Consider the following 20,209-nt stretch of genomic DNA (forward strand, 5'->3'; position numbering starts at 1 on the left):
GCGGGATCAGCGGCAGGTACATCCGGTGCTCGGCGATGGTCTGGCCCAGGACGGGGTTGACGCTGGAGGAGGGCGCGAGGATCAGGAAGAAGGCCAGGCCCAGAAAACCCACGCCGGGCATCCTGAACAGCATGACCCCCGACAGGACGGCCAGGAACAGGATCGCCAGGCCCGCGGGCCAGACCACGGCCAGATGGTTCACCAGCACCATGCCGTAATCGAACACCAGCGGATGCGGCCAGAACGCCAGCTTGACATAACGATTCACCGCCCAGGCCTGGGTCATCAGGTACGGCCACCAGCTCTCGGGGCCTTGCCGCACCGGATCCCGAAGCATGAACACGAACAGCAGGCCCCACGTGGCGAACAGTCCCGCGTAAAAGCCTTTGCGCCGTAGAAACAGTTCGCGCCACGATCCGGCGAGGAAAATGCGGTCGTACGCCAGCGCCAGCACCGGAACGACCGCCATGACTTCCTTGCAGCCCATGCCCAGTCCGCAGGCCCCGACGCCGAGCGCCTTCCAGGCCAGGGGTTGACCGGAGGTCGTCGAGCGCTGCACGGCGTACAGGGTGGCCAGCGTAAATAAGGCCGTCAGCAGCTCGGTGCGCTGGTTGACGTAGTTGACGGCCGCCGTGTTCAAGGGATGGACGATCCACAGCAGGCCGGCCAGGGCGGCCAGCAGGGGGGCGGCCCGCGCGAGGTCCGCCTCCTGTCCGCGGCCGCGGAGGGTGCGCATCAAGAGCGCATAGAGCAGGAGCCCGTTCAGGATGTGCACCGCGATGTTGAACAGGTGGTACCCCGCGGGATGGTAGCCGCCCAGCGCGTAGTTGAAGGCATACGTGACATTGATGAACGGACGGCGCGCCAGGGTGATCCATTCCTCCTTGATCGGCGGCGGCGTCAGCACGGAAAACCAGTCGCGCCAGTCCCGCACGCTCGGATTGGCCAGCAGGTTCCACTCGTCGTCCAGGTAGAACGGGATGTCCAGTGTGCGGCCGTAGACAAGGACGGCGATGAAAACGATCAACGCGGGCGCGATCCAATTCGAGCGCCATCGTCCCGCCGTCCGCTCATCCGTATTCCCCGCGACCTGTATCGTCATTCCGAGTAGTTCCCTGCGCCCGCCCGACCCCGGCCTTGCGCTGCCGGGTTAAGATAGCCAAAAAGACCCGCACTATTCAATTCCTCGCCGGGCAGGTTCCGGCAAAGAAAAAATTGACGCGGGCGGCGAAATGGCCAAGCATGCTGCCACGAAAGTGTGGACCATGAGCGTTATTACGTCAAAAATCCTGGTCACCGGGGCGGGCGGGTTCGTCGGCGGGCAGCTCGTTCGGGAACTGGTTTCCCGGGGCGCGGCGGTCCGCGCCATGGTTCGCCACCCGGACAAGGCCGGGTTCCTCAAGGACCTCGGCGTGGAACTCGTCCAGGCCAACATGAAGGAGACCGCGAGCCTCGCCCGGGCCGTCGAGGGGGTGGGGGGGGTCTGCCACATCGCGGCCCTCTTCCGCGAGGCGGGCCTGCCGGATTCCGAGTATCACAAGGTCAATGTCGAGGGCACGCAATCCCTGCTCGAGGCCGCGATCGCCGCCGGCGTCCGGCGCTTCATCCACTGCTCCACGGTCGGCGTGCTCGGGCACATCGAGAACCCGCCGGCCGACGAGAATACGCCTTACAATCCCGGCGACGTGTACCAACGAAGCAAGATGGAAGGCGAGAAGATCGCGCTGGACTACTTCCGCTCCGGCAGGATCTCCGGCGTGGTGATCCGGCCGGCGATGATCTGGGGGCCGGGCGATACGCGCACCCTCAAGATGTTCCGCATGATCGCGCGCGGCCGGTTCTTCTACGTCGGGCGCGGCAGGGCGTCGGTCCATTTCATCGACGTCCGCGACCTGGCGCGCGCCTTCGTCCTGGCCCTGGAACACGACGAGCGCCACGGCGAGATCTACATCATCGCCGGGCGCCAGGCGCTGCCCCTGCGGTCGCTCGCGGAGGCCATCGCAAGCCGCCTGGCCGTGCGGCCGCCGCGCCTCTGCCTGCCGGTCAAGCCCATGCAGTGGCTGGGCTCGGCCTGCGAGGCCCTCTGCACGCCGCTCGGGATTTCGCCGCCGCTCTACCGGCGGCGGGTGGATTTCTACACCAAGAGCCGGAGTTTCAACGGGACCAAGGCGGAGCGCGATCTGGGCTTCCGGCCCGCGCAGGGCCTGGTCGAGGAAGTGGGCGACATCATAGAGGATTACAAGGAACGCGGCTGGCTCTGATCGTTCGGCCCCGGCCGTGGGGTGACGCGGAATGATGTGGGGAAAATGGGGTCGGATAGGCATGGTCGTACTGGTGGGAGGCCTGCTGGCCCATGCCGCCTGGGTGCTCGTCGGACACTTGCGCGCGGATAATCCCGGCAACCTGGACGATTCCGCGGGCCTGGTCTTCGACGCGCCCTCCAAGTGCCACAACGCCCGCACGCGCGTGTTGTTCGGCGCCTGGCGCACGGACGAATGGACGCCGTACCTTCATAGCCCGCTCCACACGCTGCTGATGGCCGGCGTCTTCAAGGCGTTCGGGGTCGGTTACGTCCAGATGCGCTGGCCGGGCGCTCTGGCCGCGTTTCTTTCGCTCGGCCTGCTCTATCTCATCCTGCGGCCGTACCACCGCGGCGCGGCCTGGCTGGCCGTGGCGCTTGGGGCCGTGAACCATGTCTTCCTCCTGTACGGCCGCTCCGGGCTGCTCGAGCCGGTGTTGACTTTCTTCATGTTGGCCGCCGTTTGGCTGCTGGGCTGCGGGTATCGCGCGGACCTTGATCCCGCCGCCGCGCGCCGCGCCTCGTGGTGTTTCGCGCTGGCCGCGATGATGACCGCCTTCGCCTTCCTGACCAAGGCCATCAGTTCCTACTTCGTGCTCGTCACGGTCGCAGTCCTTCTCCTGCAGCCGCCCGCGCGCCGGAGAAACGTGTGGCTGTTCCTGGCGGTCCTGGCCCTGTTCGCCGCGGCCTACCTGCTCTTCTTCGTCCCGGCCAACCGCCAGTTCCTGGCGCGGGAGACCGCCCACTGGGCGGGCCGGGCGATGGAGACCGATCCCTGGAGAACCTGGGCCCGGCAGCCGTTTTTCGTGGATATGCGGTCCGCGTGGATCCTGATGGTCCTGGCCTTTCTCGCCGTGCCCTTCTGCCTGCGGCGGGCGGATTCCGCCGAAGACCGCGCCCGCGCCGTCCCCGTGCTGCTGATGGCCCTCGTGCTGCTCGTCGGCAGCCAGTTCCTTGCTTTCGTGCAGTACCGCCCCTTGCGATACTATCTCCCCCTGGTTCCCTGCGTCATCGCGCTGGCCTCCGTCGCCGCCGCGCGGCTGGCGGACTGGGCCGCGGATCCCGTCCCGCACCGGCGTTTCACGTGGCCCCGGCTCCTGCTGGCGTGGGCTCTCGGCGCCTACGTGTTCATGCTCGGCGTCATGCAGCCTGTTCAGGCCAACTTGCCCGCGGAAAAACGGATGCCCTATGAACTGCGCCTGGCGCTCGGCGCCGCGGTCGCCCTGGCGCTGATGCTCCTCTGGCGCGGGACGGGCCGCCGCCTGGTGCGCTCCGCCCGGATCCGCTTCGCGGCCGCCGTGGCCGTTCCCGGCATCCTCCTCGTGGTCTATGCCATCGGGAACATGGACCGGAACCTGTACTGGACGCACAGGACTGAAAACTCCATGTATGATTTCAGCCGGATGCTGGGACGGGACTACCGGCAGGCCGTCTTCGCCGGCAGCAGCCCGACCTTTCTTGCGCTGGAAAACCGGCATCGTTCCCTGAAGGTTACCTTTTACGGAATCAACCAGAAGAGCATGCGCCGCGGGCGGGTCACGCACCTGATGCTCGCGCCCGGTCCCGAAGGCCTGGAGGAAATCCGGAAGACCTTTCCTGATCTGGCGCCCAATGCGCCGCCGCTGGAGCGCATCCAGGTCAGCGGGTATGTCCATGACCTGTACGCGGTGCGTCTGCTCCCGCTCGAAGCCGGGGTCCCCCGGCGGGAGCCGGGCGGCGCCTGGTCGGTCGAGGTGCGCAATCCCGATCCGCACAGCCCCCAGTCGGTCAGCCTGGTCGCGCTCGCCGAGGCGGACGGTCGCCGCGCGTGCCTGGGTTGCGACGAGAAGAACATCCTTCCTCTTACCGTCGCGCGGTTTGCAGTCGCCGCGCCGGAGAGGCCGGCCGGCCCGGTGGACATGTACTTGGTGCCGCGCCACGCCTGGTGGCCTGAACCGGAGGAGGCCGCCGGCCGGAATGCGCGGCGCCTGCACGATGCCCGGGCCTGGAACATGCGGGCCTGGCGGCTGAAGCCCTCGTCGCGGGCCCCGGCGTCCGAGGAGAGCTACGTAGGGACGGCCCTGGCGGAAAAGAAACCATCCCTGGTCGGCGTGCGCGTGCGCGGCGGCGCGGACCCGGCCGGCGAACTCCGCCTGGAAGAGTGGCAGGACGGCCAGGTGGTCGGCCGGCACATTCTTCCCGCCGATCGGTTGTCGCCGGACGCGTACTTCACGTTCATCGCGGCGGCGCAGGGCGCGCCGGACCGGCTGCGCCTGGTCTCGCGCGGCCGCGCGGCGCGCTGGGTGAACGGGTTCCTTGTTCTGCCCGCGGACCGGCTGAAAGGCATGGCGGTGGCGCGCGCCGGCGAATAGCCGGGTCAGTCCCAGCCCAGTTTCTTGCGCACGACGAACTGCGGCTTGCGGTTGACCGAGAGGAACAGGCGGCCCAGGTATTCCCCGAGCATGCCCAGCAGGAAGCACTGGATGCCGCCGATCAGCAGGATGGAAACGATCAGCGAGGCAAACCCGTGGGGCAGGTCGGGCCGGACCAGGCGCTCCACGACCGATACGATGCCCAGCACGAGACCGCACGCGGCCATGACAAATCCGGTGTAGGTGGCGAGCCGCAGCGGAAGGATCGAGAAGTTGATGAACATGTTGAGCCAGAGCCCGACCAGCTTGCCCACCGTGTAGTTGCTGCGGCCCCGCTCGCGCTCCTTGTGCTCGACCCGGACCTTCCCGATCCTTGTCGTGATCTGGAAGATCAGCCCGTCGATGTAGGGGTACGGGTTCGTGCAGCGGCCGATCTCGTCGACGAGGAAGCGGTTCATGAGCTTGAAGCTGCACAGGTACAGGTCGCGCGGCTTCTTGAGCATGATCGTGGCCACGCGGTCGTTGAACCAGCTCCCGAGGTTCCGGAGGAAATGGTGGTGCTTCTTCTCGTAGTAGGAATACACCACGTCGTAGCCCTTCCGGATCTCGTCGAGCATCCGCCGGACCTCGGGCGCCGGGTTCTGGCAGTCGTCGTCCATCTCGACCACGTACGCGCCCGACGTGTGCTGGAGCCCGGCCATGACGGCGTTGTGCTCGGTGAAGTTGCGCGAGAGCTCGACGTATTTCACGCGCGGGGCGTGCCGCGCCACCAGGTCCTCGCAGACCTTCCCGCTGCCGTCCGGACTGCCGTCGTTGACCAGCACGATCTCCAGCAGGACGTCGTCCAGCGACTGGAGGATGTCCTCGACCACGAGGCCGACGGTCCGCTCGCCGTTGTAGACGGGAATGACGACGCTCAATTCCTTGTTCATGCCGAATCCTCCGCGAGGGCTTCCGCCGCGGCCTCGGCCGCGCGGCGGGCGTCCTCGTCCGTCATGTCGGGATACAGCGGGAGGCTGACGTTCTCGCGCGCGACGGCCCGGGTGACCGGCAGGTCGTGGTTCAGGTCCCGGTAGGCCGGATGCTCGAAAACGGGGACGGGGTAATGGATGGCCGTGGCGACGCCGCGCCGGCGCAGGGCTTCCCGCAGCGCCTCGCGGTTCTTCGCGCGGACCACGAACAAGTGGTAGGCGTGTGCGCCGCCGGGCGTCGTCCGCTGGCAGGCGGCGCGGTCCGGCAGGGCGGCGCGATAGAACTCCGCGATCGAGCGCCGCCGGGCGATCCAGCCGTCCAGCCGGGCCAGTTTTTCGAGCAGGAACGCGGCCTGCAATTCGTCGAGCCGGCTGTTCTGCCCGACCTCCTGCGACAGGCGTTCCGTGTCATATCCGTAGAAGCGCCCCCGCCGCAGTTTCTCCGCCAGCGCGTGGTCCCCGGCGGTGATCAGCCCGCCGTCGCCGAGCGCGCCGAGGTTCTTGGTGGGGTAAAAACTGAAGCAGCCCGCGGCGCCCAGGTTGCCGACGCGTTTTCCGGCCATCTCCGCCCCGTGCGCCTGGGCGCAGTCCTCGATCACGGGCACCCCGGCTTCCCGGGATACGGCCAGGATCGCGGGCAGGTCGGCCGGGTTGCCGTAGAGGTGGACGGGGATCACCGCGCGCGTGCGGGCGGTGATCCGCCGGGCCAGGTCGTCCGGGTCCAGAAGCCAGGTGTCCTCGCGGATATCGGCGAAGACGGGGCGCGCGCCGGCCTGGCGGATGGCGTTGACCGTGGGGATGGCCGTGTTGGCCACGGTCACAACCTCGTCACCCGGCCCGATGCCGAGGGCCTTCAGGACGAGGACCAGGGCGTCGGTCCCGTTGGCCACGCCGACGGCGTGGGCGGAGCCGTTCCAGCGGGCGAATTCCTTTTCGAAACGGGCGACCTCCGGGCCAAGGATCAGCTGTCCCGAATCCGCCACGCGGTCGAGGGCCTCGTGCAGCGCCCGGCGGAGGTCCCGGTTTTGCGGGCGGTTGTCGAAAAACTCAATCATCGAGATAGTGCCGCCGGTTCGCGCGATAGTAGTCGAAGGTTCTTTTCATGCCGTCCCGGATGGACACGCGCGCGTCCCAACCGACCGCCTCGCGGATTTTCCGGTAGTCGGCGTAGTAGTCGCCGATGTCGATCCGTTTTTTCTCGGGCGGGAAGGGGACCTTCTCGATCGGCACGCGGGCGCCGCTGACTTCGACCATGAGGTGGGCGAGGTCCCAGAGCGAGATGTGCTCCGGCGCGCCCAGGTTATAGACCTGGCCCCAGCACCGGTCGTTCTGCCCGACCTGGAGCAAGGCCTCCACCACGTCGTCGACGTAGTTCAGGTCGCGGACCTGGGTGCCGTCGCCGAAGACTTGGATTGGCTTCCCGTCGAGGAGGTTCCGGATGAACCAGGCGATGAAGCCCTGGCGGCTGTGCCGGATGAGCTGGCGCGGGCCGTAGGTGTTGGTCAGGCGCAGTACGCAGGCGCGGATCCCGTAGACATCGTGGTAGAGCCGGTGAAACGACTCGCCCGCGAAGTTGTTCACGCCGTTGACGTCGGTGAACGCGACCGGGTGCTTCTCATCCACGGGCAGGTATTCCGGCTTGCCGTACACCTGGCGCGTGCCCGTAAAGACGATGCGCACGTCCGGGTTCCGGTGCCGCGCGACCTCGAGCAGCGAGAGCTGGCTTCGGGAGTTGATTTCGAGGTCCGTCATGGGATCGGTCATGCTCTCGATGTGGCTGACCTGGCCCGCGAGGTTGAAGATGAAATCCTGCCCGCGCACGAGGTATTCCAGCCCGTGGGCGTCCCGCACGTCGGAAATGTTCACGTTCACCCGGCCGCGCACGGGCTCGATGTTGAAGAGGTTGCCGCCGTGGGAGGGGATCATGGAATCCACGAGCGTCACCTCGGCGCCCAGCTCCACGAGCCGGAGGGCCAGGTTGCTGCCGATAAACCCGAGCCCGCCCGTGATCAGCGTTTTCTTCCCGGCGTAGGTTTCCATGGGAGGCATTTAACAGGATGGGCGGGTGGCCCGGCAAGCCTTCTCGCCTGTAGCCGGCTTCGCCGAAGCCGGCTACAGCTTGCAGCAGCGCGCGCAGGCGGGGAAGAGCCCTTTTTGCAGGGCCTTCCGGAACGCTGTGTAGCGCGGGCCGTTCCAGACCTTGAAGAACCCCTCCTCGAACACGTTGCCCATCCGGAAGGAAATCGATTCGCAGGGGTGCGCCTCGCCGTCCGGCCGGATGAAGAGGGCGCGCCAGGCGAAAAGGCAGTGCCGCTTTGACCGGAACGTGGGGGAATACCATGAGCGCAGCTCTTCCGCGGAGAGCACGGGGGTGAAGGCGACCCGCCGGCCGAACGCGCGCTGGAAGGCCGTGATGCGATCCAGGTAGCGCTCGGCCATTTCCGTGACGTCGTAGATCCAGCTGGTCGCGTGGATGCGGGGCTCGTCGGGGAAGGCGGTTTTCAATGCCCGGGTACAGACCGCGCCTTCCGCGGGGGAGTAGAAGGTCGGGTGCCCGAAGCGTACGAGGTCCACGCCCAGGCCCAACGCGGTTTCGGCGACGCGTTCCAGGTCTTCCAGGTTGTGCTCGCAGATCGTGGTGTGGGTGATTACCTTTGTCCGGCGCGGGCGGATCCGGACAAACTCCCGGATGTGGGACACCATCTTGTCGTACGCGCCGGGTACGGCGAGAATTCGGTCGTGAACATCCCGCGTGCCCTGCAGGGAAAACGCGATGTAGTCCAGCCTGGCCTCGACGAGACGTCCGGCCAGTTCCTCGTTCAGCAGGAGCCCGTTGGTGAACAGGCCCACCGGCATTTTCCGTTTCTTCACCGCCTGCACCAATTCGACGATGTCCTTGCGCACGAACGGCTCGCCCCCGAAGAGGATGATGCCCGGCCGCTGCGGCGCCACCTCGTCGAGAAGGCGTTCGATCCGGTCGAAGGGCATGTCGGCGTTGCCCTTCTGGTTCAGCAGTTCCGACAGGTTGCACATCGCGCATTGCGCGTTGCACCGCAGCGTCACAAAGAGGGCGAGATTCAGGACGCGCGAGCTCCGTCCGTCCTTCCGGCGCATATCCCAGGGGAGTAGGGCCACGTCCCGCAAAAACTGCGGAATGGTGTACGCGCTGAAATAGCGGTAGTTGACGACTTGTTTCCTGGCCAGGTTGATGAGGCTGCTCATGGGCAGGGTAACTTAATCCGTCTCCACCCCGGCGGCAACGGGATTCTGATACCAGGTACGGGTGAGAGGCGGTACGAACGGCGTCGCAGAGCTCCGCCCTCCAGTGGCAGGAATCATGGAGGAGCGAGCTCCTGCGAGCCCGAAATCTACTCGCCTTCACCCGGATTTGGTATGATATTCGGCGGGATCGTCCCCGGTGGCAGAATTCGCCATGGCGTCATCTTTTTTATAACAGCAAGCATCCTCCGCTAGGCCATACTTTGCAAAGTATGGCCTAGCCTTTTGCGGCCTGATCCGCGAAATTACAATTAAGAAATACTAATGTGTATAATATGTAACCTATTCTATAACAAATAGAAGCAATACGTGCGGATATTCTCTATGGGCGAAATCGCAGGATAGCCCTAGGCCATACTTTGCAAAGTATGGCCTAGGGTCCTGAGTCTTCGTGTGCATGCTGGCTGGCGGGATGCCGAGCCAAGGGCCCTCTGAATATTTCCAAGGAGAGGCTGGGGAGAACCGCCAAATCGGACGAGGCCACAATAAAGAAGGTGATTCTCTCCGCGGTGTCATTATTCTGTATGTATGAAAAGGGATGTCTGGCTGATCCTGGCCTTGACCGTCGTTTTTGCAGTGACCGGGGGGGCGCCGTATTTCCATCCGGACGGACTCGTGGATGAGGCGGTGACCGCGCTCGACCACCGTGGACGCACGGGCTTTTTCTGGTACCCCGGGTTCATCATATACCTGAATGCCACCGTCTATGGCGCGCTGCGCGGGCTAAGCCGGCTCTTCGGCGGGCCCGGGGATTGGGACGCGCTGGGGGACGCCCTGGACGCGCTGCCCGGCCTGTCCTTCAACACGCCGGGCCATCTGGTCACGGTGGCGTTCGCCTTCCTCGGCGCCCTGGCGGCCTATCTCGTGGTCCGCCGGTTGACCGGCAGCCGCGGCCCGGCCCTGTTCGCGGCGGGCCTGCTGGCCGTCTCGCTGCTCTGGGTGCGCAACGCGCACTATGTCACGCCCGACGTTCCGCTGGCCTCGCTCTGCCTGCTCACCGTGTACGCGACGCTCGTCGCCGTCGGGGCCGGCGCCCCGTTCGCGCGCCGGCACCTCGTGCTCCTGGGCGTGTGCCTGGGACTGGTGGCCGCGACGAAATACAACGGCGCAGTCGTGGCGCTGCCCGTGGGACTGGCCATGCTCTGGTCCTACCGGGGCCGCTATCCCCGGATGATCGGCGACGGGCTGCTGCTGGGCGCCGTGGCGATCGCGGTGTTCGCGGCGCTGAACCCGTACCTGTTCATCGACTGGAAGACGGCGCACGAGCAGTTCCTGTTTCTTGCCAACGAGTTCAGCGTCGGCAAGCTGGGCTTCGAAATCGAGAGCGGCTGGCGGCACCACCTGGCCGACTCGCTCTACCACGGCTACGGGCCGGTGCCGATGCTCCTGGCGGCCATCGGAATCATCCGGGTGCTGGCGGGCCGCGATATCCGCGCGCGGGACAAGGCCGTGCTGTTGGCCTTCCCGGTCGTCTTCTTCCTGCTCATGGGCCACGAGAATGTTTCGTTTGCCCGGCACATCGTGCCGATCCTGCCGTTCGTCGCCGTCCTCTCGGCGCTGGGCGGGGCCTGGGTGTTCGAGACGGCGCGCCGCTGCGTGCCGGAGCGCGCTCTCCCGTGGGTCCTGCTCGCCCTGGTCCTGCTGGCGCTGGTCCCGGGCGCCCGGCAGTCGGCCCGGCACAACGCGCTGCTCGCGGCGGGAGATACGCGGCAGGACCTGGTGCAGTTGCTGCGCTCGGCGTCGAATCTGCCGACGGTCAACGTGTATGCCGGCTACTACGGCAAGCGCGATGTGCGCAAGGGCCGCCTGCCGTTCCGGCATTTCGTCATGAGCAGCACGACTTTCAAGGAAAAGCGCGATCCAATCCGCGGCGTCTTTCACCACCCCCTGGATATCATCGTGCTCGACAGCTTTTCCCACGACCGGCTCCTGCGGCCGGACGGCAGCCGCACGGAAGCCCCCGCGCCCGGCGAGTTCGAGGATTTACGCGTGCTGCAAATCAGTCCTTTCCGGATCGACAAGACGCAGGTGCCCCTGACGTCGGAATCCATCTATTCTCCCTCGCTGCCGGACATGCGGTATCGCCGGCGCGCCGGCCCGTTCATTGAAATCTATTGCAGGGCCGGACCGGTGGCCGACGGCCTTCGCGCGGCCCTCGAACGCTCGGGCGTGCCCGGAGCGTGGCGCCCCGGCCGCGAGGGATACTACTTCAACCGCGCCGGCGGCCCCATCGAACTGCGCTGAAGCGATGAAGAAGAACCTGCTGTATGCCCTGTTCAGCGTGCTGGTCACCGCGGGCATCTTTGCCTGGCTGTTCCAGCACGTGACGTGGCGCGAAGTGGCCGGCCTGTTGCGCGAGGCCGACCCGCGCGGCCTGGCGCTGTTTCTCCTGGCGTCGCTGACGATGAGCGTGTTCCGCGCGTGGCGCTACCTCGTCATGCTGCGGGCCTCGGGCTACTCGCCCGGCAAGCTGGCCCTCTACCTGGTGGTGCTCGTCCGCAACACGTTCTCCGACCTGCTGCCGGCGCGCCTCGGGACGCTGGTGTACATCTACGTGGTGACCGCGCGGCTCGGTATCCCCTTCGGCGCGGCCTCGTCGAGCTTTGCGCTGGCTTTCATTTTTGACATGATCGCGCTGGCGCCGATGATCGCCTGGGCGGCGGCCGGGCTGGGCGGGGCCCCCGTGGCCGTGCTGGTCGGATTCGGCGCGCTGCTGGCCGCGGCGATGATCGCGCTGCTGGCGGGACTGCCCGGGCTCGCGCGCTGGATGGCCGGGCGCGTGGGACGAATTCGCTGGCTGGGCTCGGCGCGCGCCGCGCGCTGGCGGGAGGCGCTGGAAGACGTCGTCGCGGACCTGCGCAAGGCCCGCGAGGCGGGAATCTACGGGAAGGTGTTCGTGCTTTCGCTGATGGTGCGGCTTTTCAAATACGCGTCGCTCTACCTGTTCCTCTTCGCCCTCGTGGCGCCGCGGGGCTACGGGTGGCAGGCCCTGCCCGTGTCGCGGGTCTTCACCGGGCTCTGCGCCGCGGAGGCCGCCGCCAGCCTGCCGGTTTCCGGCCTCGCCGGGTTCGGCGCCTACGAGGGAACGTGGACCCTGGTCTTCCAGTGGCTGCTCTTCCCCGCGCCGCTGGCCGTGATGACGAGCGTGGCGCACCATCTCTTCACGCAGATCTATGGCTACGCGCTCGGCGGGCTGGCCCTGCTGCTGCTCCTGCTGCCCTTCTGGCGGCGCCGGCCCGCCGCGGCCCCGCCGCGCCGCGAGTCCGCCGGGCGCTTCGCGGCCAGGCTGACCGCGCTCCTCGCCGGTGTCGCCGCACTGGCCGTGCTGTTGTACCGCCTGTGCCCGGCCGCCCGGGCGGAGTCCGTCCCGTCCCCGCCGTCGGAACAGGAGAAGGCCGCCCTGTCCCAACTCGCCGGCCGCCTCCGCGGCCGCGTGGTGTTCCAGCGGCCCGACGGCATCTACGCCGCCACCCTCGGCGAGACCGCGCCCGTGCATTTGGCCTCACATGGCAGTTTCCCTCGATGGTCCCCGGACGGCCGGCACGTCGCGTTTCTCCAAAGCAACCGCGTAACGTGTATCGCGCGCGGCGGCGGGGAGCCCGAACCGCTGGCCGAGGTCTTCGCGCCCCGCGCCCTGGCGTGGCATCCGTCCGGCGCGGAAATCTACTTCACGGACGGGCTGCTGATCCGCGCCGTACATGTCGAGACGCGCGCCGTCCGCGACGTGATCTCCGGCCACCAGTTCCGCGAGCTCGACATCGCCCCGGACGGCCGGCTGGCCGTGACCGTGCGGGGGAGGGGAATCTCGATCATGGGCTTCGACCCCGCGTCCGGCCGATCATGGCGGATCGCGGGCGGCTGCTCCGCCAGCCTGTCGCCCGACGGCAGGCGGGTGACCAACAACGAGGGCGACCACCGGAAACTGTCGATCCGCGATTTCGAGTCCGGCGCGCGGCAGGGGACCGTGAACGCGCCGCCGGGCCTGGCGTTTGACAACCAGTTCTGGTCCAATGACGCGGGCTGGATGGCGAGCCGGTCCGAGGGGCCGTTCGAGGATATATTCGTCCACGATATCTTGAAAAACGAGGCCGTCCGCGTAACGTTCCTCGGGCAATGCGATCGGCCCGACCTTTTCATTGAAGCCGGCGACTGAATGAAGAAGACAGCACGATTCCTTTTGACGGCGGGCGTCACGCTCCTGGCCCTTGGGGGCGTGGGGTACTGGCGACTTCACGTGGCTTGGCGCGTGCCGGGACCGGGGAGCCGCATCGTAATCCCGGTGTTCGCGCTGCATCGCGTGGTGCCGGGCGAGGCCACGGAATACGTCATGAGCCCCGGGCACCTGGACAAGCTCCTGCGCGAACTGGACAAACGGGGCTATATGCCCGTTTCGCTCGATCAGCTGGAAGCCGCCTTGCGGCGGGGTGGGCCCCTCCCGAGGAAACCGGCCATGCTCACGTTCGACGACGCCTACCTCGACATGTACGAGCACGCGCTGCCGGTGCTGAAAAAACGCGGCTGGCCGGCGGTGTTCTTCGTGCCGACGGGTAAGATCACCAGCCCGCCCGCGGAGCGCGTGGTGTGGGGCGACGGCCCGGACCCGAAGGCCATGCAGTGGCCGGAAGTGCAGGCGATGAAAAAAGCGGGCATGGAGATCGGCTCGCACGCGTGGACGCACATCAACCTGGTCAAGGCCCTGCCGGAGACGGTGAAGGCCGAACTGGAGACCAGCCGCCGGATGCTGGCCGAGCAACTCGGCGCGGAGCCGATCGCCCTGGCCTATCCCGGCGGGCGGCACAACCGCGAGGTGCGCCGGGCCGCGGCGGAGGCCGGCTACCGGCTGGCCTTCTTGAGCGGCGGCGGTCCGATTCCCCTCGGCATCGACGACCTCTCCGCCTTGCCCCGGGTCCATGTGCCCGGCTACGTGGATCCCGGCGCGATCGTGCGCTCGCTTCCCGGGAACGAATGGCGTTGAACCCTTTGCGCCGCGAGGGCGCGGCGTCTCCATCGTCTGGAGGCGGGGCGCCCTCGCCCCGCAGAGGAACGACGCAAGTTCTGGAGTCGGGCCGTCCCCGGCCCGCAGAGGAAAAGCGCTGGTTTTGGAGACGGGCCGCCCCCGGCCCGCAAAATCAGGATCCGGCGTTGTTGATCCGACACAATAACTTGTGCATTTCCTCCGCGATCCGGCGGCGGCCGTCCTTGACCTGGTGGATGCCGTCGTCGCTGAAGAGCGCGTCCTGTTTCTCCTCGCGGAAGATTTTCTCCAGGTCGAGGAGCGGCGCGCCGGTTTCCGCCGCGACCTCGCGCGTGAGCTCGGTGTATTCGTCGTGCAGACGGTAGGCGTCCTCGATCCGCGCGACCTGGCGGTTGGCCACGAGCAGCGGGGTCAGCACCGAGGCCCGCGGCGCCGTGACCAGGATCGGCGTCGCGCCGACGGCCCGGATTTCGCGGACCAGCGTATCGAGATTCTGCCGGTACTCGTCGGGCGGCACGCGCAGGACGTAGTTGTCCGCGTCGGGCTTGGGCCGCTTCGCCCCGCGGCTGACGATGAACTGGTAGAGCCGCGAGCGATTCAGCAGTTTCTGGATCCGCCCGGAGAGGGGCCCGGCCCGGCGGGCCAGCTTGAGCCGGTCGGTCAGGTCGTCGCGCCAGTGGTCGTTCCAGCCGAAGTAGAGCGTGACGTAATCCGGCTGCAGGTACTTCGTCTGGCGGCGGAAGAGCCGCAGGCCGTGCTCGGTGGAATAACCGTGGACGGCCATGTTGAACGCTTCCCAGGGCCGCGGGGTAGGGGGGGCGTTGGTCAGCCGCTCGTGGAGGAAATCGGCGTACGGCGGGTTTCCCGAGGCCGTGCAGGAATCGCCCATGCAGATCACGCGCACGGTGCCGGCCGGCTTGTTCGATTCCGCTTCGCGGCCGAGGAAGCCCAGCGAGTTGATCCGCCGCCCGCGCCATTCCGCGCCGGGGTTGAACCGGAACTGGAGTTCCGAGTCGGGGATCATCCCGCGGTCGTCGTCCGGGTTCGACTTGCCGTCGCGCCCGACGATGGTGATCGGCTGCACGGGGGCGGAAAAGCGGACGAGGCGCAGGGCCAGTTCCCCTCCGATCAGCACCGCGCCGGCGGAAAAAACGGCCAGCAGGAGACGACGTAGCCACCAGCTTCCGCGCGTTTCGGTCATGGGAGATTTCCTCCGGGGGCCGGGATATCGAAGCGTCCGGGCAGCACGTCGTAGTAGACCACCGTGGGCGTCTCGATGGGCCGGTTTTCGTAGTAAATGCGCCCGATGAGCGTCACGATGTCCCCGTCCCGGAGGTGGCGGGGCGGCCCGCGCATGCCCGGGGCGCGCAGGATCGGCAGCCGCGCCCCGCCGAAGTCGCCGGGCTGGGACTCGACGATCACGTACCCGGCCTTCAGGCAGCCCCACTCGTCGAGTTGTACGAAGCGCAGCCGCCCCCACCAAGCCACGATTTTCAGGTTCAGATCGGTCACGGCGCCGAAGTGGGCGGCCTGCTCGGCGAAGACTTCCTCGTAGGTGATCCACGGACGCGCCTGGCCCTCGAATTCGTGACGGAGCCCGGCCTTGTCGATGGCCTGGCGCACCTGCGCCTCGGTGAGGCGCGCAGCCTGGTCCTCCGGCGCTTCAGGCCGGCGCGCCGCGCGGACCAGTCCGGCGGCGTAGACCAGCATGGCGGCGGCCAGCGCGGCGGCACCGAGCCGGCGGGCGAGCCGCAGGGCGGGCGGGCACGCCGTCCATTCGCTTGTGATCGAGCGCCGCGCGAAGAAAGGATCGACCGCCAGCCGCAGCAGCCCGTCGAGCGCCAGGGCGGCGAACGGAAGGAGGGCGTACTCGAGCGGCCAGCGGTAACGGTCCGCCGCCCCGTAGATGCCCGCGCCGGCCAGGGCGGCCGCGAGCCCTATGAGCAGGCTGCCCGCCCAGAGGGCCCCCGGGATTTCCGTGGACCCGCGCGCATCCGTCGCGCGCACGCGCAGGGGGAGCGCGCGCAGCAGGCCCGCCAGGGCCAGGGTGACCAGGACCATGAAATGGATGCGGCCCCAACCGCCGTGGCTCCATCGGATGCCGAACGCGCGATGCATGAATTCCGGGACCAGCACCTTCATGCGCCAGATGCAGGACATGACGTACTTGAAGCGGTCGGCGCGGACGAACTCGTCGGTCTCTTTTTGCAGGCGCCGGATCATCGCCAGTTCCGGCGCGTGCGGTTCGCGCCAGAGGGTCTCGTGCCAAGCCTTGCGGCTGTAGAAACCGGGGCCGTACATCGGGTGCGCGCCGTGCCACGCGTGGCGAGCGCTGATGGAGGAGTACATCGCGGCGGCCTGGCCGTGGACCCGGTAGTTGCGGTACTGCCACGCGCCGAGGGGCAGGAGGGTCACCAGGACCAGGATCGCGAGCGTCCGGAGCCGGGTCCGGGCGGGGACGTGCCGCGCGAAGAGCAGCATCAGCGCGAGGCCCCACAGGAACGCCAGCGCGGACGGGCGGACCAGGGCGGAGAACCCGAAGGCCAGCCCCGCGACCGTGGCCGTGGCCCAGGACGGCCGCCGCAGCAGGCGTGCACCGAGCCAGAGCGAGACGGCCGTGGTGAACACCGTCGTGGGCTCGGACATCAGGCTGTACCCGATGTGGATGTAGGGCGGATGAAAGGCCGCGAGGCCCGCCATGATCAGGCCGACCCGGCGTCCCCACATCTCCCGGCCCCAGAGGTAGGCAATCAAGGGCAGCAGGCTCCCGAGCAGCGCCACGCCCCAGCCGGCGGCGAGCGGGTTCTTTCCTAAAAAGAAATAGAAGAAGCCCAGGATCAGCGGGTGCCCCGGCGGGATGTAATTTTGCGAGCGGAATTGCTTGAGATAGTCGCCGAAGCCGCGGCCTTCGACGAGGTGCAGGGCGTGGATGTTCCAGGTCACGGCGTCGGAATCGGGGCGGCCGGTGGCCGGGTCGCCGTAGAACAGGTACGGCTTCGGGCCGTAGCGCAGTTCGTAGCGGAGCCACAGGGAGAGCGCGCAGAGCGTGAGAAGGATGAAGGCGATCAGAACGCCCCGGTTCTTTTGCGCCATTGGAGGGCGAGCGTCCCCGCGAGCCGGTGTGTTCATTCCGGGGCCTCCTCCGCCGCCGGCTGAACCGCCGCGGGTTCCGCCAACGGCGGGGCATATGGCGACCGGATCCCGAGATCCAGCCCGTCGCGAAGCAAACCGAGCAGGATGCCGAACAGGCAGGCGAGGATCACGTTACGCGGCAGCGGGTCGCGGCCCGCGGCCTTCAGGATCGCGTGGATTCCCGCGGCCATCAGCCCGGCGAGCAGCGGCAGCAGCAGGACGGCCCCCAGGAAGCCGGCTTCGCCGCGCGCGCCGCCTAGGACCGCGCCCCACGAGAATGTCAGCAGCGCGGCGCGAAGCCACGGGCGGCGCGTGGAACGAGTGAACCACCAGCCGGCAAGTCCCGCCAGTACGATCCAGCCCGTGTAACCGGGGGCCGCGCAGGACACGAACTGGTCCTGCAGCCGTTTCCCCGCCCAGCCCCAGTGCTTCAAGGCGACCGTGGCCACGGGCACGAGCGCGGACGCGAAGACCCACTTCGTGAGTTGGTTCAACGCGGGGGCCGCCCACCAGGCGGCGGCGAGGACGGCATACGCGGCGACGACGGGCGTCGAGACGTGGAACCAGAGCGGCGAAACCGCCAGGAACAGGGCGGCGAACGCGGCGGCCCGCTCGTCCTCGCTCCGCCGCAGCCGGTGCCAGGCCCCCAGCGCCGCCAGGCCGGAGAACAGGAAAAGCAGGTGCGTCGAAAGGAACGGAACCGTCGGCACGGGCCGGTGGCCGAACGCGGGCTCGTAGGAGCGGTAGAGGAACCTCACCCATAGCAGGATTGTCGCGGTCAGGACCAGGCCCGCGGCCCCGGCGCGGCCGAAAAGGGGGATCTCGTCGACGGGGCCTTCCCGCCGGTGGCCCGCGGCCGTGCAGGCCAGCGCGCCGGCGAACGTCCAGAGCAGGAGCCGGCCGGGATGGCGGCAGGACAATATGCCCAGCGGTGTCGCCATCTGGAAGCCGCCGAACAGGGAAGAGACCAGGAACAGTAGAAGAAACACGCCCGTCAGCGCGGCCAGCGAGCCCCGGACGCCGCTCCGGAGCCGGCGGATCACGGTGCTGTTCTCTTCCCTGGATTCCTGCATGCGCGCTAGGGTGGACACGCGGCGGGGGCTTGTCAAGGCGCGGGCTTTTTTTATCCCCATTCCATATTTTTCTGCGATAATGAGCCGGTCCGTTCGTCGGAGGGCCTGTTTCCACCATGACGGCGAAAATACTGGACGGGAAAGCCGTATCGCAGCACATGCGCGTCGAACTGGCGGCGCAGGTTGCGGCGCTGCGCTCGAAAGGCATTATCCCGGGGCTGGGCGTGCTGCTGGCCGGGGACAACCCGGCGTCGCGGGCGTACGTCACGGCCAAGGAGCGCGCCTGCGGCGAGCTCGGTATCTATTCCTCCGAGGTGAGGTTGCCCGCCTCCGCGTCGCGCGCCGAGGTCCTGGACACCGTGCGGGCCTTCAACCGCGATTCCCGCGTCCACGGGATCCTCGTCCAGCTTCCGCTGCCCGACGCCTCGATGGAGCGGGAGGTCCTGGAGACGGTGGACCCCGCGAAGGACGTGGACGGCTTTCACCCGGTCAACGTGGGGCGCGCGGACCTCGGCCTGCCGGCCTTCCTGCCGTGTACACCGCACGGTATCCTGCAACTGCTCCGGCGGTCGGGGATCGCCGTCGCCGGTATGCACGCGGTGGTGATCGGCCGGAGCCACATCGTCGGGCGGCCGCTGGCGAATCTCCTGTCGCAGAAGCGCGAGGGCGGCAACGCGACGGTGACGCTGTGCCACACGGCCACGCGCAACCTCGCGGAGCACACTCGGCGCGCGGACCTCGTCGTCGCGGCGGCCGGGCGGCCGGACACCGTGCGCGCGGACATGATCCGCGACGGGGCCGTGGTGGTGGACGTGGGCATGAACCGCGTGCCGGATTCCGCCGCCCCGAAAGGATGCCGGTTGGTCGGGGACGTGGCGTTCGACGAGGTCCGCGCGAAGGCCTCGTGGATCACCCCGGTTCCGGGCGGGGTGGGGCCCATGACCATCACCATGCTGTTGTTCAACACGGTGGCCGCGGCGCGCGGCGGCCCGGCGGAGGGCGGCTGACGTGCGCACGCTGAACCGCTATATCGGGTCCGATTTCCTGGCGTCGTTCATCATGACGCTGGCGGTCTTCACCTTCGTGATGACCTTGAGCGCGGTGGTCAAGGCCATCGACCTGCTCGCGCGCGGCATGTCGGGCGTCTTCATCCTCCGGGTGTTCCTTTACAACATCCCGTTTCTGCTGACCTTCTCGATCCCGATCAGCGTGCTGACAACGGTCCTCCTGCTCTTCGGCCGGCTGTCATTCGACGGCGAACTGACGGCCATGCGCGCTTGTGGGCTCACGCTGTGGCAGATCCTCGCGCCGATCGTCCTGGCGTCCATCGGCCTGTCGTTCCTCTGCCTCTACCTGAACAGCTCCGTGGCGCCGCGGAGCCATTTCGCGCGGCGGCAGTTGCTCTTCAGCCTGGGGATGGAGCAGCCCATCAACCTGCTGGAGGAGGGGCGGTTCGTCCGCGATTTCCCCGGGCTGATGGTGTACGTGGGCAAGAAATCCGGGCGCCGCGTCGAGGACGTGGTGGTCTACGAGATGGCGGACGAGGGCATCAAGCGCAACATCCGCGCACAAAGCGGCGAAATGCGTCCGGGCGAGAACCGGAACGTGATCATCATCGACCTGTACGATGTCCGGATCGATCAGCCGCGCGCCAAGGGAGAGGATTCCACGCGCTCCCAGTACATCAATGCCCAGCACTACCCCGTGCGGCTGGACTTGAACGAGATCGCGGGCTCGCGCGTGCTGAACAAAAAAACCTCGGACATGACCTACCCGGAACTGCTCTCGGCCATCCGGCGGGTCCGCGAAATCTATTCGCACCTCACGCCGCAGGAACTGTCCAAGCAGAGGATGTCCATGGTCGTCGAGGCCAGCAAGCGCTTGGCGCTCTCCCTGTCGTGTTTCGCCTTCGTGCTGTTGGGCGCACCGCTCGGCATGATCTCCCGGCGCAAGGAGTCGTCCGCCGGCGTCGGCATCAGCCTGCTGCTGGTCTTCTTCTTTTACTTCTTCATCATCCTGGCGAACTCGCTGGTCGGGCACCCGGAGTGGCGGCCGGACCTGATCGTCTGGTTGCCCGTGATCGGGGCGGAAGCGGCGGGTTTCTGGCTGGTCCACCGCGACAACTGACG

Annotated in this window: 15 protein-coding genes; 7 read left to right on the forward strand and 8 right to left on the reverse strand. The window is 67.7% G+C overall.

All coding sequences use genetic code 11. From position 1 onward, the window contains the following. Positions 1-1,102: hypothetical protein (locus KA248_12825; GenBank protein ID MBP7830788.1), on the reverse strand; the 1,102-nt coding region annotated here is incomplete at its 3' end. Positions 1,103-1,265: 163 nt separating this feature from the next. On the opposite strand from KA248_12825, the gene KA248_12830 reads away from it, so the two are divergent. Both KA248_12830 and KA248_12835 read left to right on the forward strand, forming a co-directional pair. After that, positions 1,266-2,261 (forward strand): NAD-dependent epimerase/dehydratase family protein, encoded by a 996-nt coding sequence (locus KA248_12830; GenBank protein MBP7830789.1) that lies wholly within the window; start codon positions 1,266-1,268, stop codon positions 2,259-2,261. Between the two features lie 61 nt (positions 2,262-2,322). After that, positions 2,323-4,650 carry a glycosyltransferase family 39 protein gene (locus KA248_12835; GenBank protein MBP7830790.1) on the forward strand — a complete coding sequence of 776 codons (2,328 nt, stop codon included), beginning with the start codon at positions 2,323-2,325 and terminating at the stop codon, positions 4,648-4,650. A gap of 5 nt (positions 4,651-4,655) precedes the next feature. Here the strand turns inward: KA248_12835 and KA248_12840 are convergent, their stop codons facing one another. The 4 genes from KA248_12840 to KA248_12855 all read right to left on the reverse strand — a co-directional run bounded on the left by KA248_12840 (position 4,656) and on the right by KA248_12855 (position 8,843). Beyond that, positions 4,656-5,582, reverse strand: a complete 927-nt coding sequence (locus KA248_12840; GenBank protein MBP7830791.1) for a glycosyltransferase family 2 protein — start codon at positions 5,580-5,582, stop codon at positions 4,656-4,658. After that, positions 5,579-6,676, reverse strand: a complete 1,098-nt coding sequence (locus tag KA248_12845; GenBank protein MBP7830792.1) for a DegT/DnrJ/EryC1/StrS family aminotransferase — start codon at positions 6,674-6,676, stop codon at positions 5,579-5,581. Before KA248_12845 ends, KA248_12840 begins: the two co-directional genes overlap by 4 nt. Then, positions 6,669-7,670, reverse strand: a complete 1,002-nt coding sequence (locus KA248_12850; GenBank protein MBP7830793.1) for a GDP-mannose 4,6-dehydratase — start codon at positions 7,668-7,670, stop codon at positions 6,669-6,671. Before KA248_12850 ends, KA248_12845 begins: the two co-directional genes overlap by 8 nt. Before the next feature lie 63 nt (positions 7,671-7,733). Next, positions 7,734-8,843, reverse strand: coding sequence for a radical SAM protein (locus tag KA248_12855; protein MBP7830794.1), 1,110 nt, complete (start codon positions 8,841-8,843; stop codon positions 7,734-7,736). A 585-nt stretch (positions 8,844-9,428) separates the two neighbouring features. Between KA248_12855 and KA248_12860 the strand changes: the two genes are divergently transcribed. The 3 genes from KA248_12860 to KA248_12870 are packed head-to-tail and all read left to right on the forward strand — an operon-like array spanning position 9,429 to position 13,875. Beyond that, the gene (locus KA248_12860; GenBank protein ID MBP7830795.1) at positions 9,429-11,144 is read left to right on the forward strand and encodes a glycosyltransferase family 39 protein; all 1,716 of its coding nucleotides are present in this window, start codon (positions 9,429-9,431) and stop codon (positions 11,142-11,144) included. A 4-nt stretch (positions 11,145-11,148) separates the two neighbouring features. Beyond that, entirely contained in the window at positions 11,149-13,053 is a 1,905-nt protein-coding gene (locus KA248_12865) for a flippase-like domain-containing protein (protein ID MBP7830796.1), read from the forward strand. Beyond that, positions 13,054-13,875, forward strand: a complete 822-nt coding sequence (locus tag KA248_12870) for a polysaccharide deacetylase family protein (protein MBP7830797.1) — start codon at positions 13,054-13,056, stop codon at positions 13,873-13,875. Between the two features lie 154 nt (positions 13,876-14,029). On the opposite strand, the gene KA248_12875 is transcribed toward KA248_12870, so the two are convergent. From KA248_12875 to KA248_12885, 3 genes are read right to left on the reverse strand one after another with little or no spacing between them, the layout of a single operon-like run. Then, complete coding sequence (locus KA248_12875; protein MBP7830798.1) at positions 14,030-15,076, reverse strand: hypothetical protein; 1,047 nt, start codon at positions 15,074-15,076, stop codon at positions 14,030-14,032. After that, positions 15,073-17,004, reverse strand: a complete 1,932-nt coding sequence (locus tag KA248_12880; GenBank protein ID MBP7830799.1) for a glycosyltransferase family 39 protein — start codon at positions 17,002-17,004, stop codon at positions 15,073-15,075. The genes KA248_12875 and KA248_12880 overlap by 4 nt, the downstream gene beginning before the upstream one ends. Next, positions 17,001-18,098 (reverse strand): hypothetical protein, encoded by a 1,098-nt coding sequence (locus KA248_12885; GenBank protein ID MBP7830800.1) that lies wholly within the window; start codon positions 18,096-18,098, stop codon positions 17,001-17,003. The genes KA248_12880 and KA248_12885 overlap by 4 nt, the downstream gene beginning before the upstream one ends. A 98-nt stretch (positions 18,099-18,196) precedes the next feature. On the opposite strand from KA248_12885, the gene KA248_12890 reads away from it, so the two are divergent. Both KA248_12890 and KA248_12895 read left to right on the forward strand, forming a co-directional pair. Further along, complete coding sequence (locus KA248_12890) at positions 18,197-19,087, forward strand: bifunctional 5,10-methylene-tetrahydrofolate dehydrogenase/5,10-methylene-tetrahydrofolate cyclohydrolase (GenBank protein ID MBP7830801.1); 891 nt, start codon at positions 18,197-18,199, stop codon at positions 19,085-19,087. A 1-nt stretch (position 19,088) separates the two neighbouring features. Next, a complete protein-coding gene (locus KA248_12895) occupies positions 19,089-20,207 on the forward strand; it encodes an LptF/LptG family permease (GenBank protein ID MBP7830802.1) in 1,119 nt (372 codons plus the stop codon). The last annotated feature ends 2 nt before the right edge of the window (positions 20,208-20,209 follow it).

The organism is Kiritimatiellia bacterium (genome assembly GCA_018001225.1).
GTDB lineage: Bacteria > Verrucomicrobiota > Kiritimatiellia > CAIQIC01 > JAGNIJ01 > JAGNIJ01.

What these genes read in the sequence shown, in the direction of transcription:
- KA248_12845 (MBP7830792.1), bottom strand. Translation starts at nt 6,676, where the DNA reads ATGATTGAGTTTTTCGACAACCGCCCGCAAAACCGGGACCTCCGCCGG.
- KA248_12850 (MBP7830793.1), bottom strand. Translation starts at nt 7,670, where the DNA reads ATGCCTCCCATGGAAACCTACGCCGGGAAGAAAACGCTGATCACGGGC.
- KA248_12855 (MBP7830794.1), bottom strand. Translation starts at nt 8,843, where the DNA reads ATGAGCAGCCTCATCAACCTGGCCAGGAAACAAGTCGTCAACTACCGC.
- KA248_12865 (MBP7830796.1), top strand. Translation starts at nt 11,149, where the DNA reads ATGAAGAAGAACCTGCTGTATGCCCTGTTCAGCGTGCTGGTCACCGCG.
- KA248_12830 (MBP7830789.1), top strand. Translation starts at nt 1,266, where the DNA reads ATGAGCGTTATTACGTCAAAAATCCTGGTCACCGGGGCGGGCGGGTTC.
- KA248_12840 (MBP7830791.1), bottom strand. Translation starts at nt 5,582, where the DNA reads ATGAACAAGGAATTGAGCGTCGTCATTCCCGTCTACAACGGCGAGCGG.
- KA248_12835 (MBP7830790.1), top strand. Translation starts at nt 2,323, where the DNA reads ATGGTCGTACTGGTGGGAGGCCTGCTGGCCCATGCCGCCTGGGTGCTC.
- KA248_12860 (MBP7830795.1), top strand. Translation starts at nt 9,429, where the DNA reads ATGAAAAGGGATGTCTGGCTGATCCTGGCCTTGACCGTCGTTTTTGCA.
- KA248_12870 (MBP7830797.1), top strand. Translation starts at nt 13,054, where the DNA reads ATGAAGAAGACAGCACGATTCCTTTTGACGGCGGGCGTCACGCTCCTG.
- KA248_12890 (MBP7830801.1), top strand. Translation starts at nt 18,197, where the DNA reads ATGACGGCGAAAATACTGGACGGGAAAGCCGTATCGCAGCACATGCGC.
- KA248_12880 (MBP7830799.1), bottom strand. Translation starts at nt 17,004, where the DNA reads ATGAACACACCGGCTCGCGGGGACGCTCGCCCTCCAATGGCGCAAAAG.
- KA248_12875 (MBP7830798.1), bottom strand. Translation starts at nt 15,076, where the DNA reads ATGACCGAAACGCGCGGAAGCTGGTGGCTACGTCGTCTCCTGCTGGCC.